Genomic DNA, 14,650 nt, shown 5'->3' on the forward strand with positions numbered 1-14,650 from the left:
GCTCCTGTCGCGCCGCCGGGGCGCCGAGCTGCCCGCCGCTCTCTGGGAGCGGCGGCCTTTCGGTAACTCGGGTCGGTCCGCCGGCTACTCGTGCACGATCGCCGGCCCCGACGGCGCCCCAGCCGTGACGGCCTCCGTCGTGCTCGCGCTGCCCACCACGATGGAGTCCACGTGGTTGCCTGCGCGGAAGTCACCGCCCGCAGCGCGGCTCGCACAGCTGTGGCGGACGGCCTCCTCGGCTACGCCCTGCTGATCGCCGAGCGCACGGCCGGGTAGGTCATTTGGGCGACAGGCCCGCTGCGAAGACGTATCCCTGTTCCTGCTGGACTGCACCGTCCGGCTGGCCCAGGGGAACCTGGTCTTCGGCGGCGGTGAGAAGTTCAAGAACATCGAGAAGAAGGTGACGTTCGCGGTCATCGGCGGGACCGGGCAGTACAGCGGAGCCGCAGGCCAGGTCGAAAGCACGCCCACCACCGTCCAAGGACAGAAGGCGGCACTCCTGGACTTCCAGCTGCGCGGCTGAGGCGGCACCCGCTTCCCGAGAAGGCGCGCGCCGTCGGCGGGCCGGCCGCGTGGTGTCTTCACGGCTGCGTCAGGGCGTACCTTGCGGCAGTCGGGCGGCCAGGAGGAGTTCGGCCGTCGCCTTGGCCGTCAGGGCACTGTTCGGTGATCCGTCGAGGTGAGCGGCCGAGATGGCACCGTCGCACAGCTGGACCAGAGCGGCGGCCAGTTCGCCGTCCTCGCCCGCGCCGAGCGGCTGCAGGAGGCGGCTGAACAGAGCCGGCAGCCAGGCGCGGTCGTAGGCGATGACGGCCCGGATGCCCTCGTGATGGGGGTATTCGGCGGCGGCGTTGGTGAAGGGGCAGCCGCGGAAGCCGGGCTGGGAGATGGCCTCGTGGAAGACGTCGAAGACGGCCAGGATGCGGCCGGTCGGCTGCCGGGACCGTACGCCGACCTCTCGCACCACATGCTCGCGCCAGGTATCGGTGCGGCCCCGGAGGTATGCCTCCACCAAGTCTTCCTTAGTGCGGAAGTGGACGTACATCGATGACTTCGCGACGCGGCTCTCGGCGATGACGCGGTCGATGCCGACCGCGCGAATGCCCTCGGCGTAGAACAGCTCGTCCGCTGTGGCGAGCAGCCGTTCGCGTACGGACGGAACTCCTGACTTGTGGCCCATGGCAACACTATCGAACGAACAGATCTGTTTGACAAGGCAGATGGGCGCTCCTACTTTGATCAAACCGAACAGACAGATCTGTTCGATTCGACTTCAAGGAGCCTTGATGTCCCGCGTGCACCTCATCGACCCGGCCACCGCGACCGGCGCCGCAGCCGAGCAACTCGAAGCGACGCAGCGAACGTTGGGCGTCACTCCCAACATGGCGAGGGCGATGGCCAACAGCCCGGCAGCCCTCAAGGGCTTCCTCGGCCTGTTCGGCGCCCTGAAGGAGGGCGTCCTCTCAGCCGGCATACAGGAGCGGATCGCTCTCGCCGTCTCCGAGCTCAACGGCTGCAGCTACTGCCTGTCGGCCCACACCATGGTGTCCCGGAACGTCGCCAAGCTCTCCGACGAGGAGATCGAGGCCGCCCGGAGAGGAACGAGCGCCGACCCGAGGGCCGCGGCCGTGCTGCGGCTTGCGGTCGCGATCACTGAGAGCCGAGGTCGGATAGGCGACGACGCGTTCGCCGCTGCCCGCGACGCCGACCTGACCGACGAGGAGATCGTCGAGACGATCGCCAACACGGTCCGCAACATCTTCACCAACTACGTCAACGAATCGCTCGACGTGGACGTCGAGTGGCCGCTCGTCACTCCGTTCAGTGCTGCCACCACCGCCATTTGATCCGAACCAGCGGGGCCCGCTTCTTCCGAAGCGGGCCCCGCACCGATCTCCGTACAAACGTGTTGGACGCCGGTCGGTGCTGTCGGGCACGGTCGGTGGCGGTCATGCGGCCTGGAGGGCGGCCGCTCCGAAGGACACGTTGAAACGGTCGCACCAGATCGTGATGCTGGTGTAGTCGGCGAGGTTCACGTCGGCCGGGACCTCGTAATTCTGGTCGCCCCTGTTGCCCTTGAGCTTGCCCAGGCTGACGTACTTGCCGTCGTCGAAGACGTCCCAGCCCTCCTTGCCCTCCTTCACGGGGGCATCGGTGAGCCATACGCGCAGGTCCGGGCCGTTGCTGGTGTCGAGGTTCTCGAAGCGGAGCGTGCGGGAGCCGTCGGGGAGACGGATCAGCTTCACCGTGCCCGTAGTGCTGTGCTCGTGGCTGATCAGGGCGCCCTGGGCAAGGGTCTGCGGCCCGGAGGGTGAAGGCGGGGCGGTCGTGCCGGCTGCGGTCGACGAGGAGGCGGGCCCCGGGGCTGCGGAGGCGGTCGGCAGGGCCTCGTTCACCGTCTCGTTCTGCCAGAGCTTCCACGGCTGAAACGCGTACAGCCCGGCACCCAGCACCAGCGTCGCCACGATCAGCACACCGACAAGCAGCCGACCACGTCGACGCGTCCCTGTCCTCGCCACTTCCCTGCCTTTCCCTCGTAGGTTCTTCCCACCGTGATTCAACGCGGCGAGGGACCCCGGCGCCAGACCGCCCTGATGACGAAAGGCTTACGTTCGCAACGCTGCCCTCGCGCGGCGAACGACCGCCGGCGGCCGACCGATCCGGGCTACCGCCCGGTACATGACCGGGCTCACATGCCGCCCTTCCGGGCTGCCCTACCGTCAGCCGTGGAAGGCACGCACCAGCCGACGAGAGGATGTGCGCCATGGCCGACGCAGTGCAGGTATCCCCCAGGACCGCCGTCATCCCGGTGCACGCCGTCTGGGGCGCCGCGGCCGGTCTGGTCGGCGGGATCGGGTTCGGCATCTGGATGTCGGTGTCGAGGCCGATGATGGACACCGCGATGATCACCATGGTCGCCGGGCTCCTCGGCTCGACGAACGCCTTCGCCGGCTGGCTGATCCACCTGTCGATCGCACTCTTCGCCGGCATCACCTTCGGCGCCCTGCTCGGACAGTGGGCCCGGAAGCCGACTCCGGCCGTCGTCCTCGGCCTGGCCTACGGCGCCGCCTGGTGGGCCGTGGGCGCCCTGTGGATCATGCCCGCCAACATGGGCATGCCCGTCTTCGACTGGAACGACGTCAGCAGTTCCAGCCTCGGCGGCCACCTGGTCTTCGGGCTGCTCGCTGGACTGACATTTGCCACGATCGCCTGGATGACGGCCGAGCGGACGGGCCCGGCCCGAGGATGACAGCGCCGCCCCCGCCCCCCGCGCCCGGCACGCCGCCGCCGTCCGGTGGACCGTATCCCGGCACCCCTGACGGCTACTGTCTGGCAGACGGCGGTGAGGCGCTGGCTCGCCCGGCGTGGGGGCGGCGCCCCCGCCCTGGGCGCCGGGCCGACGCGAGGAGATACGCCACATGACCCACGACCGGTGACGACGCCAACAGCACGTGGTGCATCTCCGAGGTCGACATCTTCCGCGACCTCAGCGAGCAGGAGATGGATGCCATCGCCGCCGCCGCTCCCATGAAGACCTACAGCGCGGGCGAGCTCCTTTACGCGCCCGCTCAGCCGTCCGAGGTGCTGTTCATCCTCAAGAAGGGCCGCGTCCGCATTTTCCGGGTCTCCGCCGAAGGCCGCGCCCTGACCACGGCGATCATCACTCCCGGCACGGTCTTCGGCGAGATGGTGCTGCTCGGGCAACGCACGACAACTTCGCCGAGGCCCTCGACGACGTCACCGTCTGCGTGATGAGCCGCGCCGACGTCCACCGCTTCCTGCTCTCCGACGCGCGGATCGCCGCCCGCATCACCGAAATCCTCGGCCGCCACCTCACCGACCTCGAACAGCGCCTCTCCGGCAGCGTCTTCAAAACCGTCCCGCGGCGGATCGCCACAACCCTGATGACACTCGCCACCGAGACCCGGCCCCACGTGCTCGGTGGCCGCGGCCCGCAGATCGCGCTCACCCACCAGCAGATCGCCGCCCTCGCCGGCACCTCCCGGGAGACCACCACCAAGGTCCTGCACGACCTGGCCGACCAGGAGCTGATCCGCCTCGCCCGAGGCCACATCACCGTCCTCGACACCGAGCGGCTCAAGGACCAGGCCGGCTGACATCACCGCACCTCAGGGGTCAGCCCTCCCCCAGCAGGCCGCCGAAGTTCTGCGCCCCGAGATGCTCGGCCCGCGCATGACCGACCACCTCACCCAGCACGTCCGGGTGCCCCTCGGCCCACCGGCGAGCGGAAGCCTCATCGGTGAAGAAGTTCAGCACGTCGCAGCAGACCGCCGCGGCAGACCCCGTACAGCTGCGGCGGCCCACGAAGACCAGCGCGCTGTCCGGCTCCCACACCATCCGACCGCCCGTCGCGGTGACGGTGACCGGCTCCGTGGACACTGGGTCGCGCGAGGAGATCACCGCATCTGCGTCCAGCATCGCCGGGATACCCAGCGCGTCGATCGCGCACATGGACCACACCTCGGCGCCGCCGGCGATGCTCACCCGGTGACCGGTGGGCACTGCGGAGAACGGATAGGCCGCCTGGATACGGCCCTCCCCGTGCAGCGTCAGGAAGTCCTCGGCGGCCAGCCCGGCCAGCGCCTCGCCGGCAGTTCGGCCGAACCGGGACGCGACCGGCTCCAGCACCGCCGCCCCTGGCGCCCTGCCGGTGGCGGCGAAGTGCCGCAGCACCTGTTGCTGCACGGCTCGCAGCCCGCGTTCAGCCGGAGCGAGCCGCCCGCGTCCGCCCCGCCCAACCGGATCCGGGTAAACCACCCCCCTGTCGCGGACAGCCCGGCGGCCTCCAGTGCACGGCGCAGGTCCGCCACACTCGGCGCGCCTTGGATCCGACCGTCCGCGCCGCGGTAAAGGCGGCAGGACACACTCGGCACCCTCCCCGGCTCGCCGAACGAGTCAACTCCGTCGAGCAGGACCGTGGGCGACCCGGTCATCCCCCACCGCTCCGCCTGCCCCGGGTCGCCGACCTCGACCAGGTCCAGCGGCACCGCCCGGCCGGCGAGCGCCGCGCCGATCCGCTCCCGTACCACCGAGGCGTTCGGGCACTCCGGGACCGCCAGCACCGTGATACGCATGAAGCCGTCCTTCCGGCTCGGATCTCCTACCGCCGACCGTAGACCTTCCAGCGCACTGGAAGGTCAAGCGCTAGGGCAAGGCATGTCACGCGACACTCGCAGGCGCGTCCGCCGCCGCACGGCGGCGCTGCTCCCCGATCCGGCCTTCTTCCTGGGCGGCGGCATCGCGCCGTCGGCTTCCGCCGCCACCGCGGCCCCCTGCCCTGTGAGGAAAGGACGGGGGCTACCACTGCGACCTCGACAACATCAGCAAGCCTGGTGTCGGCCCACCTCGACCCGACGCTCAAGCTGACGTGCTCCACTCCGCCGAAGCAGCTCGTCCATGGACCACGTCGTCCGGATCCACACCGAGATGATCACCGGCCTACGGCGCGTCGGACCCACACGCGCCGAGTAAGAGGTCCGGTCTCTCGACTACGCTGACAGCAGCGTTGGGCCCGCGTCCGGATCCGGGATGAAGGCCCCTGACCTCTTCGAGGCGCCTGGAGGAAGCCGTGACCGCCGAACTCCCCGACTGGATGATCCCGCCCAGGATCAGCGGCTGGGAAGCCGATGACCTCGACCGCCTCGACCAGGCACCGCGGCACACCGAACTCATCGACGGAGCCCTGATCTTCATGATGTCGCCGCAGCGGTCCTGGCACGCCCGGCTGGTGGAGAACCTGACCTTCGCCCTGCGCCAGGCCGCCCCCGACGGGTTCGACGCCGAGCGTGAGATGACCGTCCGTCTCGACAAGAAGAGCCGCCCCGAGCCCGACATCCTGCTCACTACCGCTTCCTATGACCCCGACCGGACCTGGTACGCGCCCGAGGACGTCGCCCTGGTCATCGAGGTCGTCTCGGAGGAGTCGGCGGACCGTGACCGGTCCCTGAAGCCCTTCAAGTACGCACAGGCCAGGATCCCCCACTTCTGGCGCGTCGAGGACGAGACCGGCGCCCCCACCGTCCACACCTACGAACTCGACGTCATGACCAGCACCTACGTGGCCACGGGCATCCACCGCAACCGGTTGAAGGTCTCCGTCCCCATCCCCCTCGACATCGACCTCTACAGCCTCGTGCCCTGACTCTCGGCCGGACGCCGGGGCACGGTTGCACGAGCTGCGAGCCGCCTCACGACCCCGCAAGGACGAAGGCGAACCGTTCACGGGGCTCGTAGTGGCCGGTGACGTCGCCGACCAGGTTGTCGGCGGTCGAGTCGAGGCGGGCGGCGGGGGTGAAGTCGACGTGGTCGAGGCGGTTTCCAGACGATGTCCGGGCTGCTCGCAGCCGCTTGTTGTAGCTGGACTGGTCGGGTACGTAGGGGAACATGCCTCGGAAGTCCGCCGCGACACGGCGCAGCCAGCGCCGCTCGGAGGTGTAGCCGAGCAGCGCCGACATTACGGCGAGGGTGCGCAGTTCGGAGTCACTGAGCGTGGGTGCGATGGCGACCGCCCGGCGCCACGGGGCAAGTTCCGGCGAAGCCTGCAACGTGTCGTCGATCCGGACATAGAGTGCCGTTGCCAGGGCGTTCAGGTCGTTCGTCACAGACTGACCGTGGACGCCCTCGCCCCACGTCCGCAGGCGCACCGGATCAGCTGACCGGCTGAGCCTGGGGATGGGGATGGGCCTCGTGCCAGGCGTCCCAGATGTCGCTGCGGAGTCGGCCTCGCGGTGGCACGTCCATCCCCTGGTCCTTGGCCCACCGCCGCACCTCGGCCACCGGCGGTGTCGGCGCGGATTGTGAGGGCTCCGGTCGGTGGCGCGCGGGGACAACGGGCTGGGCAGGCGGCTGGAGCGGGGTCTCGGGGGTCGTGGCGGTGAATCCGCGGCGTTCGAGGATGCGGCGACGCTTGTGGTGCATGCGTTCCAGCCAGGGCACGTCCGCGTCGAGGTAGTCGTGGGCCTCGACGTGGGACTTCTTCGTCTCGGTGTTGCGCATGATCCGGCCGACCTGCTGAATCACCCGTCCCTTGAAGGAGACCGGGCTGGTGAGGAACAGGGTATCGAGCCTGGGGACGTCGAATCCTTCGCCGGCCAGCTTGTCGATGGCCAGCAGCACCGGCGGGGTGGTCGTTTCATCGGCCAGGCGGGTGCGGACCCGGGCTCGCTCGGCCGGCGGCATACCGCCGTGCAGGAGCAGCGGTTCGATGCCGTGCGCGGCAAGGGACGTGGCGAGTTGGTGGAGGTGTTCGACTCGGTTGCTCAGGGCCAGGCTGCACCGTCCGCGCCGAGAGGCGTCGGCGATGTCGGCGGCGATCTGGGTGTTGCGGTCGCAGTTCGCGGCGAGTTCGCTGTAGATCGCCTGGAAGGAGGCACCGTCGTTGCCCGGCTCGTCGGTGGTGAACGAGGTGGGGTGGACGATGAGGTGCTTGGCGAAGGCGCTGGCGTCGGCGATCTCGTGTCGGATGGGTCCGCACTGCATGGTGATCAGCGGATCCATCTGGTCCGCCCGGTAGGGGGTGGCCGACAGGCCGATCCATCGAGGGGCGCGGGCTTTGCGGATCGCGGCCTCGGCTCCCTGGGCGCCCACGGCATGGCACTCGTCGACGACCACCAGGCCGTAGCCGTCCAGCAGGCCGTCGGGGGCGTCGCGGTGGCTGAGTGTCTGCAGCATGATCAGGTCGACCACGTGGCTGCGGCGGTCCTTGCCCGCGCCCAAGGAACCGACGCGTCCCTCGCCGAGATCGAGGAACGTGGCCAGACGGTCCTGCCACTGGGACAGCAGCTCGGAGCGGTTGACGATGATCGCGGTGGGCGTCTTGTGGTGGGCGATCAGCGCGCAGGCCATCACGGTCTTGCCCGAGCCCGGCGGCGCCACGACCACTCCGCTGGTGTGACCCTTGACCGCGTCGACCGCGCGGGCTTGCACTTCGGTCAGCTCGCCGGTGAAGAATGCGCTGATCAGCTCGGCGTCCGCAAGTTCGCTGGTGACCGTGAGTGTGCCGCCGGCGGCGGCGATGAGCTGGGCCGCTTCGTCGCGCAGCCCGCGCGGCAGCCTCAGCCAGTCCGGGTCGGTGGCGTCGAAAGAGCAGACCAGGCGCGGGGTGTCCCAGGTGGAGTACCGCTGGCTCTGGCGTCGGTAGAACTCCGGGTTGTGGAACGACGCCGTGTGCTTGAGCGCGGCAAGCAAGGCGGCCGGCAGGCCCTTGGTGGAGATCGCGAGCATCGCCGACAAGCGCGCCTCGACGACCTCGGGGGCCTTGCCCAGCGCGCGCCGCCGGGGCTTGGGCGGCAGGACCGGCGCGGTCGCCGATGGGCCCGCCTTGACCTCGCCGAGCTTGTCGACGAGCGCCTCGACCTGGGCCGGGGAGAGCCGCTCGGCCTGGGACAGGTGCGCGAACTGGTCGGGGTACGGCTCCCAGGTGTGCGGGTCGCGGAACACCGTGGTGCCCTTGAGGCGGGAGGCCCCCTGCAGCGGGAGCGCGATCAGGTTGCCGAACCGGGCGCTACCCTTGGCGTTCGTCGGCAGCAGGTCTTGGGCGGGGAAGAGCCGGTCGTAGCTGGACAACGTCATCTGCCCGCGGACGTCGATCGCCCGGCGCAGCAGCGCCATCCCCAGCGTGCGGGCGGTGACCGCGGCGACGGGGTCGGTGAAGAAGGTCCACACGTGCGCGCCCGCCCCGGAGCGGGAGACCTCCACCAGGGCGGGGACACCGGCGTCGTGACAGGCGGAGGCGTAGGCGGCCGCATCGCCGCGCCAGTCGCTGTCGTCCTTGCCGTCGAAGTCGACCGCCAGAAGCCGGCAGGTGTCATCAGCCAGCAGCGGGTACATCCCCAGGTGGGTCTCCCGGGCGCCGGGCTCGGGGCGGGAGAGGTGGTTGTAGACGGCCCGGTCCGTCAGCGGCCAGAACACCCGCTCGGCATCGGCCTTGTTCTTGGCGAACGGGTTGTCCTCGGCGGGGCTCCAGCCCGTCCGGCCCGACTTCGCGCTCACCCACCGGGTGGCGTAGACGTCCTCGCGGCCGGCGAACAGCGCCCGGAACAGGGCGATCTTCGCCTGCGTCCCGGAGGACGCGTCCGCGTACGGCAGCCCGTGGCCGCCTTCCGTGATGATGACCGGTGGGGGAGGCTCGGGGACCGGAGCCAGCGCCCGTGGCGCGTCGGGTGCGGGAACTCCCAGCCGGGTGCGCAGACGCCGATTCTCGGCTCGCACCTCGGCGAGCTCCGCGCGTAGTTCGGCGTTCTCTTCGAGCGCCACATCGAGGCGGATGCGCAGTTCGGCCAGGTCGTTACAGTCGTACCATTCCTCCACCCCTCCATGATCCGGATTCGCGTCCGTGGAGAGGCCGTTTTCGCGTAGATTCCCACGGGGTGATCGAGCCGATGGCCTACCCGTCCGGCGCCGGTCCGCCGGCCGCCCAGGCTTGCGCGGCCGCGAGGTACCGGCAGGTGGCGATGCGCGGCCAGCCGGGACGCGGCGGCATCCGCGTCCCGGGTGCGGACTGCCGGTTCCAGGCGTGCGAACCGCGGGGCTTGTCTGTCCCCTTTCAGCCGCGTGGCCGGGGCCATTTCTCCCGCAGCCACGCCAGGTCGGTCTCGGCGCGGACGCGGGGGAACCTCACTGCGCCCGGCCACCGCCCTCCAGGTCGTCATCGCCCTCAGACACCTCACCCGCCCCCAGAAGGCAGCCGTACGCTGCTGCGGAGCGTGACCGCCGCCCTCGAGAACTGGGCCGTGTCCTGTCAGCTCCTGCGGGTGTTGAAGGGGGGCGGCGCGTGCACGGGTCCTTCAAACCCCCACGGCACTCGTGCAGGCCGACGGCCCCGCGTACCACGGCCGGCCCCCGGGGCCGCAGCACGTCCCGACGCCCGATCCCCTCCGGGCCCGTCCGACGAGGACGCCGACCGTTCAGGCCGGCGCCCTCGCCGTGCTGTTCACCTTCGCTACCAGCCCGTCGACGCCGTCCGAGTCCCCTGCCTGGACTCGGTCCCACAACTCCTCCGCCACCCTCCACGACCACATGTGACACCCGGCCAGACGCACTCCGGCAGACTGGGCCAGGACGGGTGCGGAGCAGGGGCCGCGACCTCAAGCAGGCGGGCCACCCTGCGGAGCCTCACCTGCCACACAGGCATGGGGCCGGGGGCCGCGTGCGGAGGTGCCTCGGCCGTGCCGGCCGCTTGTTTGCCGAGGCGTTCAGGAGGCGAGCTTGTGGTCTTCCCGGGCTTGCCGGACGGCTTCGGCTCGGGTGGTGAAGAGGGGCGGGGCGCAGCCCGCGGCGTTCGCCGTCATCGGCCGTCGGGCCTCGGGCGAGTCGGCGGCCACCGCCAGCGTGATCCCTGAGGCCCGGCACAGGCGGTGGATGCGTGCCACCAGACTCACCACGACCGGCGTCACCGCGCCCGGCAGGATTTCAACCACGACGTGGCGGACGGGGTGGCCGCTGATCAGGTCCTCGGCTTGAACGGCTGCCGCCGCCCGGTCGCCGACACTGATCCCGGACGGGCAGCAGATGACCAGCACGTCCTGGTCGAAAATGTGAGCAAGCATCACGTTTCCCTTCCGCGGCATGTCGAGAACGCCGCACCGCCCTTTCTGCCCATGCCCTTCCTGCCGGCCGACTGAACCAGCGGAGGGAAGGATGGCGATATCACGTGTGGATGCGGCTGTTGATGCCGTCGTGACTGTCGGCCTGCTCGTCGTCGAACCAGTAGTCGCCGGCGGCCAGGTAGCGGAAGGAGTGCGCGCTCTTGCCGGGCAGCGTCACCGTCACCGCGCGCATGCCGTCGCCGCGGGCCTGGAGGGTGTGGGTGCCGGGCTGCCAGTTGTTGAAGTCGCCGACCACGCTGACGGGCCCGGGCGGGGTGTCGGCGGGCAGGACGAAGGTGACCTCGGTGCGTTCCTTGCGGGCTCTGCGTTCCAGCACGGCGGGAGACTCCTGTCGGCGAACCAGCGATGAGTGCGGCCCATCCTGTCTCCCACGGCGCGGCTTCCGGTCCGACGCGCCTCGCTTTCGGGGAGGGACGTCACCCATACGCCCGTCTCTGACTATGGTACGCGCGCACCATGTGCAGTCTTGTGTCATTTTGTGACCGAGTCATTCCTGTACCCGAGGAGTCGTCGATATGGGTGGCATGCAGGACAAGCACCGTCCGCCGGGCAAGAGCCGGGAGGAGCGTGAGCGCCGCCAGCCCAGCCAGGACCCCGTGCACCCCGAGAGCGGCCGCTCCTCCGCGGGAAAGAGCCCTGAAGAGATGCGCCGGCGCCGCGAGAACGGCATGACGGACGACGAGGACGACCTGCGGGACGACGAATTCTGACCGGACAGCCCGCCCGAGGACGCAGGGCCCTGCCGGCCCCGAGGACACACTCCCGGCCGGGCCCTGCCACACCCCGATCCCCGCGCGGCACGACATCGCTCACCCCGCCTCTTTGAGCGGCTGGAAGCAGTTGTTCCCGCCCGCAACCGGGCCACGGCCGTAGAGTCGCCGTCATGAGCGTGCCGACGAAGCGAGCCGCCCTCCTCGTGCGCGGTGACGTGATCGGTTACGAGGGGCAGTGGCGCCGGGTTCGAGTGTGCACGAGGGAATCCACCGCGCTTGGAGGGCCTTCGGTGATCGTGGCATGGGAAGGGCGGCTTCGCGCGGTTCCCGGCCGACGACATGCTGCTTCTCGGTCGCCCCCGGCCCTTCTGAACCCCGCCAGACCAGAGGCACGGGCTTGGGGTGGCCGGCATGTCCGCCCCGTCTGCGGAAGGGCACCGACCGTTGCGCAGGGCATACCCTTCGGCCCGCCGTCACCCCGCCGGCGGCGGCGAGGACGCCGATACGCATACCTCCAGGCTAGCCCCTTGACCTTCCACCGCGCTGGAAGGTCTACCGTTCACAACGGAACCTCCTTAGGAAAGGGGTCCGCCATGAACCGGACGGAGACGAGGACGCACGTTACGGTCCTGACGGTGCCCGACTGCCCGAGCCTGTCGCTGCTGCGCGAGCGGCTCTCCGAGGCACTCGAACGCCGGCACGTGGTGCTGGAGTGGATCGAGGTGCCGGACGCGGAGTCGGCCGCGCGGCAGAAGATGTCGGGCTCCCCGACCCTCCTACTCGATGGCGTCGACCCGTTCGCGCACGACGGCACGGGGCCGAGTCTGTCCTGCCGGCTCTACCGCCACGCGGACGGAACCACCGACGGAGCGCCCACCCTCGCCGAACTGCGCCGTGTCCTGGCCGGGGCCGGCATGCCGTAGCCGCCGGACCAGTGTGATGCCGACAGCGTCCATGACGTTGTGCAGTGGTCGGTCGGCGGGGCGGTCATGTCGGGTTCGTGAGGGTGTCGAGCTGGGCGGCGAGATCAGGGTGGGCGGCCGTCAGGTGGGGACGGGCGGCGGCCAAGGGCGCCAGGAGAGCGGCGGCATCGTCGTGGGCGAGGGCCGCGTGGAGCCGGTCGACGGCGGTGCGGGCGGCGAGAGGGAGGTCGGCGAGGGCTGTGATCTGGCCGGCGAGGCGCCGCAGGTCGGCCGCGTTGCGGCGGGCCAGGCCGGCGGCCATGCGGTCGGCGGCGCGGCGTTCGCGCGTGGCCGTCACGCGCTGCTCACCGGTGGTCCCCGCAGGGCCGGGACGGCCCCGCAGGTAACGGCGCTCGGCGGCGTGCCGACTGGCGACACCGAGAGGAGCCGCGAGGTCGGCCCAGCTGGCCCCCGCATCGCGGGCGGTCTCGATCAGGCCGGTCTCCCATCCGACGAGCTGCTCACGCACCTGCCGCAGCAGCATCAGCGAGGCCAGCGCCTGCTCCGGGCCCGGGCCCGGGCCCGGGCCCGGGCCAGAACCGTGGAGGTCGGGGTCCCCGTGCTGGGCGGTTCGCAGGGCGTCGTCTATAGCGGCCAGGGCCGCCGCGGCGGCGAGGAACGAGGCCGGGCTGTGGGCGTCGGCGTGAGTCGTGGAGGGCGGGTCGGCTGTGGTCACGAGCACCTCCTGAAAGCTGTCATCGAGTCATTGACATCATGTTTGTCATCCATTGGATGACATGTTGCAACGGTGTCAGTGCAGCGCATTGGCAGCAACCGTCTGGACCTGTTGGGGGTGTTTCACGATGTTGATGCGCACTGACCCTTTCCGTGAGCTGGACCGTCTGGCGCAGCAGCTGATGGGCCCGGGTACCTGGTCCAAGCCGTCGTCGATGCCGATGGATGCCTACCGCGAGGGCGACGAGTACGTGGTGGCCTTCGACCTGCCCGGTGTGACCGCGGACGCGATCGACATCGACGTCGAGCGGAACATGCTGACCGTCAAGGCCGAGCGGCGACCGGTGGCGAAGGCCGACGACGTGCAGATGGAGCTGTCCGAGCGGCCGCTGGGGGTCTTCTCCCGCCAGATCGTGCTCGCCGACACCCTCGACACCGAGCATATCCAGGTCGACTACGACGCCGGGGTCCTCACCCTGCGTATCCCGATCGCCGAGCGCGCCAAGCCCCGAAAGATCTCCATCGGCGTCGGCTCCGGCCGCAAGGAGATCTCCGGCTGACATCCTCCGACCGGAGACGGTGCGGAGGACGGGGCTCCTGATCTCCCCCTCACCCCCGCCCTCCGCACCTCCGCGAGCAGTCCCACGAGGTAGGGGTGGCCGAGATGACTCTGCGACGCGAAGCGTTCCTCGACCGCGTGAAGGAACGCGGCGAATACGGCACTGCGGCCGAAGCCGAGCGTGCGGCCCGCGTGGTTCTCGCCCTGCTCGGCGCACACCTCGTCGGTGACATCCGCGCCCAGCTCGCCACACGCCTGCCCGAAGAGTTCGCCCTGATCCTGCTCAACCCGCTGCAGAGCGCCGAGCCGCTGTCCCCGGAGAGGTTCGTCCGCGCGGCCGCCGCGTGGATCGAGGGCGCAACCGAGCAGACCGCGACCTGGGACGTCAGCGCCGTGCTGTCCACCGTCGCCGACGCCGCCGGCGAGGACCTGCTCGGGCAGATCCTGCTCCAGCTCCCCGTCGGCTACGACCTGCTCTTCGGCCGCCCACGGCCCACCTGACTCATCCACGCCCGGCGCCCGAAGCGCCGGGCATCACCTGAGCCCCGGGCGTACCATCCGGCGCCATCGGGCCGCTGACAAAGGCATCCAGACGTGATCACCGACGTGCGCGTACCGCTCGAGCCCCCGCAGCCGTACGGGGCGGCGTACGAGCAGATGCTGGGAAGGTCCGCTACGAGGGTGCCTACCCCACCCGCGAGCGGGCCGACGAAGCCGTCCGCCTCGTCCTCGCGGGACTGGGGCGGCAGATGACCGGCGACGAACGCGTCGATCTGGCCGCCTGCCTGCCCCTGGAGGCCGCACGCGTCCTGACCGCGCAGATCCCCGATACCCAACCGCTGACCGGCTGGGCCTTCGTCAAGGACCTCGCCACCCGTACCGGCGCGAGTCTGGCCACCACCGGCTGGGACACCGGCTCCGTCTTCGCGACCGTCACCGCCTACGCCGGACCCGACCTGATCACCCGCATCCTGGCCCAGCTCCCCACCGGCTACACCCTGCTGTTCGGCCGCGCCGAACTCCATCCGGCCGCATAGAGCAGGCCCGTGTCCTGTCGGCGCCGGGGAGCGTTAGACAGCGCGACGCGTGCACGGGTCGGCCAAGACCCACGGG

General features: G+C 70.5%; 17 protein-coding genes and 2 pseudogenes. 11 read left to right on the top strand and 8 right to left on the bottom strand.

The window, feature by feature from the left end; all coding sequences use genetic code 11:
* Positions 1-400: 400 nt before the first annotated feature.
* Complete coding sequence (locus ACGFYY_RS05800) at positions 401-523, top strand: hypothetical protein (protein WP_393707279.1); 123 nt, start codon at positions 401-403, stop codon at positions 521-523.
* A 69-nt stretch (positions 524-592) separates the two neighbouring features.
* Here ACGFYY_RS05800 and ACGFYY_RS05805 read toward each other — a convergent pair whose 3' ends face one another.
* Positions 593-1,180 (bottom strand): TetR/AcrR family transcriptional regulator, encoded by a 588-nt coding sequence (locus ACGFYY_RS05805; RefSeq protein ID WP_393707280.1) that lies wholly within the window; start codon positions 1,178-1,180, stop codon positions 593-595.
* 106 nt (positions 1,181-1,286) lie between these two features.
* Here ACGFYY_RS05805 and ACGFYY_RS05810 point away from each other — a divergent pair, with 106 nt between their 5' ends.
* A complete protein-coding gene (locus tag ACGFYY_RS05810) occupies positions 1,287-1,847 on the top strand; it encodes a carboxymuconolactone decarboxylase family protein (protein WP_393707281.1) in 561 nt (186 codons plus the stop codon).
* 102 nt (positions 1,848-1,949) lie between these two features.
* Here ACGFYY_RS05810 and ACGFYY_RS05815 read toward each other — a convergent pair whose 3' ends face one another.
* Complete coding sequence (locus ACGFYY_RS05815; protein WP_393707316.1) at positions 1,950-2,471, bottom strand: DM13 domain-containing protein; 522 nt, start codon at positions 2,469-2,471, stop codon at positions 1,950-1,952.
* Positions 2,472-2,764: 293 nt separating this feature from the next.
* Here ACGFYY_RS05815 and ACGFYY_RS05820 point away from each other — a divergent pair, with 293 nt between their 5' ends.
* From ACGFYY_RS05820 to ACGFYY_RS05830, 3 genes are all read left to right on the top strand, one after another.
* A complete protein-coding gene (locus ACGFYY_RS05820; RefSeq protein WP_365928257.1) occupies positions 2,765-3,250 on the top strand; it encodes a hypothetical protein in 486 nt (161 codons plus the stop codon).
* 251 nt (positions 3,251-3,501) lie between these two features.
* Complete coding sequence (locus tag ACGFYY_RS05825; RefSeq protein WP_393707282.1) at positions 3,502-3,753, top strand: Crp/Fnr family transcriptional regulator; 252 nt, start codon at positions 3,502-3,504, stop codon at positions 3,751-3,753.
* Positions 3,753-4,118 carry a Crp/Fnr family transcriptional regulator gene (locus tag ACGFYY_RS05830; protein ID WP_393707283.1) on the top strand — a complete coding sequence of 122 codons (366 nt, stop codon included), beginning with the start codon at positions 3,753-3,755 and terminating at the stop codon, positions 4,116-4,118. Before ACGFYY_RS05825 ends, ACGFYY_RS05830 begins: the two co-directional genes overlap by 1 nt.
* 19 nt (positions 4,119-4,137) lie before the next feature.
* Here the strand turns inward: ACGFYY_RS05830 and ACGFYY_RS05835 are convergent, their stop codons facing one another.
* Entirely contained in the window at positions 4,138-4,707 is a 570-nt protein-coding gene (locus ACGFYY_RS05835) for an alkylmercury lyase family protein (RefSeq protein WP_393707284.1), read from the bottom strand.
* A 907-nt stretch (positions 4,708-5,614) separates the two neighbouring features.
* Here ACGFYY_RS05835 and ACGFYY_RS05840 point away from each other — a divergent pair.
* Positions 5,615-6,163, top strand: coding sequence for a Uma2 family endonuclease (locus ACGFYY_RS05840; RefSeq protein WP_393707317.1), 549 nt, complete (start codon positions 5,615-5,617; stop codon positions 6,161-6,163).
* Between the two features lie 190 nt (positions 6,164-6,353).
* Here the strand turns inward: ACGFYY_RS05840 and ACGFYY_RS05845 are convergent.
* The 4 genes and pseudogenes from ACGFYY_RS05845 to ACGFYY_RS05860 form a co-directional block, all read right to left on the bottom strand.
* A pseudogene (locus ACGFYY_RS05845) lies at positions 6,354-6,623 on the bottom strand (IS982 family transposase); the annotation flags it as partial.
* A gap of 46 nt (positions 6,624-6,669) precedes the next feature.
* The gene (locus tag ACGFYY_RS05850) at positions 6,670-9,330 is read right to left on the bottom strand and encodes a DEAD/DEAH box helicase family protein (protein ID WP_393707285.1); all 2,661 of its coding nucleotides are present in this window, start codon (positions 9,328-9,330) and stop codon (positions 6,670-6,672) included.
* An 884-nt stretch (positions 9,331-10,214) separates the two neighbouring features.
* Positions 10,215-10,568, bottom strand: coding sequence for a hypothetical protein (locus ACGFYY_RS05855; RefSeq protein ID WP_393707286.1), 354 nt, complete (start codon positions 10,566-10,568; stop codon positions 10,215-10,217).
* 100 nt (positions 10,569-10,668) lie between these two features.
* Positions 10,669-10,944: an isoamylase early set domain-containing protein gene (locus tag ACGFYY_RS05860; RefSeq protein ID WP_393707287.1), complete on the bottom strand. Its 276-nt coding sequence runs from the start codon at positions 10,942-10,944 to the stop codon at positions 10,669-10,671.
* A 199-nt stretch (positions 10,945-11,143) separates the two neighbouring features.
* Between ACGFYY_RS05860 and ACGFYY_RS05865 the strand changes: the two genes are divergently transcribed.
* Together ACGFYY_RS05865 and ACGFYY_RS05870 are read left to right on the top strand one after the other, a co-directional pair.
* Complete coding sequence (locus ACGFYY_RS05865) at positions 11,144-11,338, top strand: hypothetical protein (protein ID WP_365928243.1); 195 nt, start codon at positions 11,144-11,146, stop codon at positions 11,336-11,338.
* 596 nt (positions 11,339-11,934) lie between these two features.
* Positions 11,935-12,264: an alkylmercury lyase gene (locus tag ACGFYY_RS05870; protein ID WP_393707288.1), complete on the top strand. Its 330-nt coding sequence runs from the start codon at positions 11,935-11,937 to the stop codon at positions 12,262-12,264.
* Between the two features lie 64 nt (positions 12,265-12,328).
* Here the strand turns inward: ACGFYY_RS05870 and ACGFYY_RS05875 are convergent, their stop codons facing one another.
* Entirely contained in the window at positions 12,329-12,979 is a 651-nt protein-coding gene (locus ACGFYY_RS05875) for a type III effector protein (protein WP_393707289.1), read from the bottom strand.
* A gap of 127 nt (positions 12,980-13,106) precedes the next feature.
* Here ACGFYY_RS05875 and ACGFYY_RS05880 point away from each other — a divergent pair, with 127 nt between their 5' ends.
* The 3 genes and pseudogenes from ACGFYY_RS05880 to ACGFYY_RS05890 all read left to right on the top strand — a co-directional run bounded on the left by ACGFYY_RS05880 (position 13,107) and on the right by ACGFYY_RS05890 (position 14,574).
* Complete coding sequence (locus ACGFYY_RS05880; protein WP_393707290.1) at positions 13,107-13,538, top strand: Hsp20/alpha crystallin family protein; 432 nt, start codon at positions 13,107-13,109, stop codon at positions 13,536-13,538.
* A 104-nt stretch (positions 13,539-13,642) separates the two neighbouring features.
* Positions 13,643-14,038: a DUF2267 domain-containing protein gene (locus ACGFYY_RS05885; RefSeq protein ID WP_365925778.1), complete on the top strand. Its 396-nt coding sequence runs from the start codon at positions 13,643-13,645 to the stop codon at positions 14,036-14,038.
* 93 nt (positions 14,039-14,131) lie between these two features.
* A pseudogene (locus ACGFYY_RS05890) lies at positions 14,132-14,574 on the top strand (DUF2267 domain-containing protein).
* Positions 14,575-14,650 lie beyond the last annotated feature (76 nt).

Source organism: Streptomyces sp. NPDC048331 (assembly GCF_043201215.1).
Classification (GTDB): Bacteria; Actinomycetota; Actinomycetes; order Streptomycetales; family Streptomycetaceae; genus Streptomyces.

Coding starts and splice junctions, on each gene's coding strand:
- ACGFYY_RS05805 (WP_393707280.1), bottom strand. CDS start 1,180: ATGGGCCACAAGTCAGGAGTTCCGTCCGTACGCGAACGGCTGCTCGCC.
- ACGFYY_RS05810 (WP_393707281.1), top strand. CDS start 1,287: ATGTCCCGCGTGCACCTCATCGACCCGGCCACCGCGACCGGCGCCGCA.
- ACGFYY_RS05820 (WP_365928257.1), top strand. CDS start 2,765: ATGGCCGACGCAGTGCAGGTATCCCCCAGGACCGCCGTCATCCCGGTG.
- ACGFYY_RS05825 (WP_393707282.1), top strand. CDS start 3,502: ATGGATGCCATCGCCGCCGCCGCTCCCATGAAGACCTACAGCGCGGGC.
- ACGFYY_RS05830 (WP_393707283.1), top strand. CDS start 3,753: ATGAGCCGCGCCGACGTCCACCGCTTCCTGCTCTCCGACGCGCGGATC.
- ACGFYY_RS05840 (WP_393707317.1), top strand. CDS start 5,615: ATGATCCCGCCCAGGATCAGCGGCTGGGAAGCCGATGACCTCGACCGC.
- ACGFYY_RS05855 (WP_393707286.1), bottom strand. CDS start 10,568: ATGCTTGCTCACATTTTCGACCAGGACGTGCTGGTCATCTGCTGCCCG.
- ACGFYY_RS05865 (WP_365928243.1), top strand. CDS start 11,144: ATGGGTGGCATGCAGGACAAGCACCGTCCGCCGGGCAAGAGCCGGGAG.
- ACGFYY_RS05870 (WP_393707288.1), top strand. CDS start 11,935: ATGAACCGGACGGAGACGAGGACGCACGTTACGGTCCTGACGGTGCCC.
- ACGFYY_RS05880 (WP_393707290.1), top strand. CDS start 13,107: ATGTTGATGCGCACTGACCCTTTCCGTGAGCTGGACCGTCTGGCGCAG.
- ACGFYY_RS05885 (WP_365925778.1), top strand. CDS start 13,643: ATGACTCTGCGACGCGAAGCGTTCCTCGACCGCGTGAAGGAACGCGGC.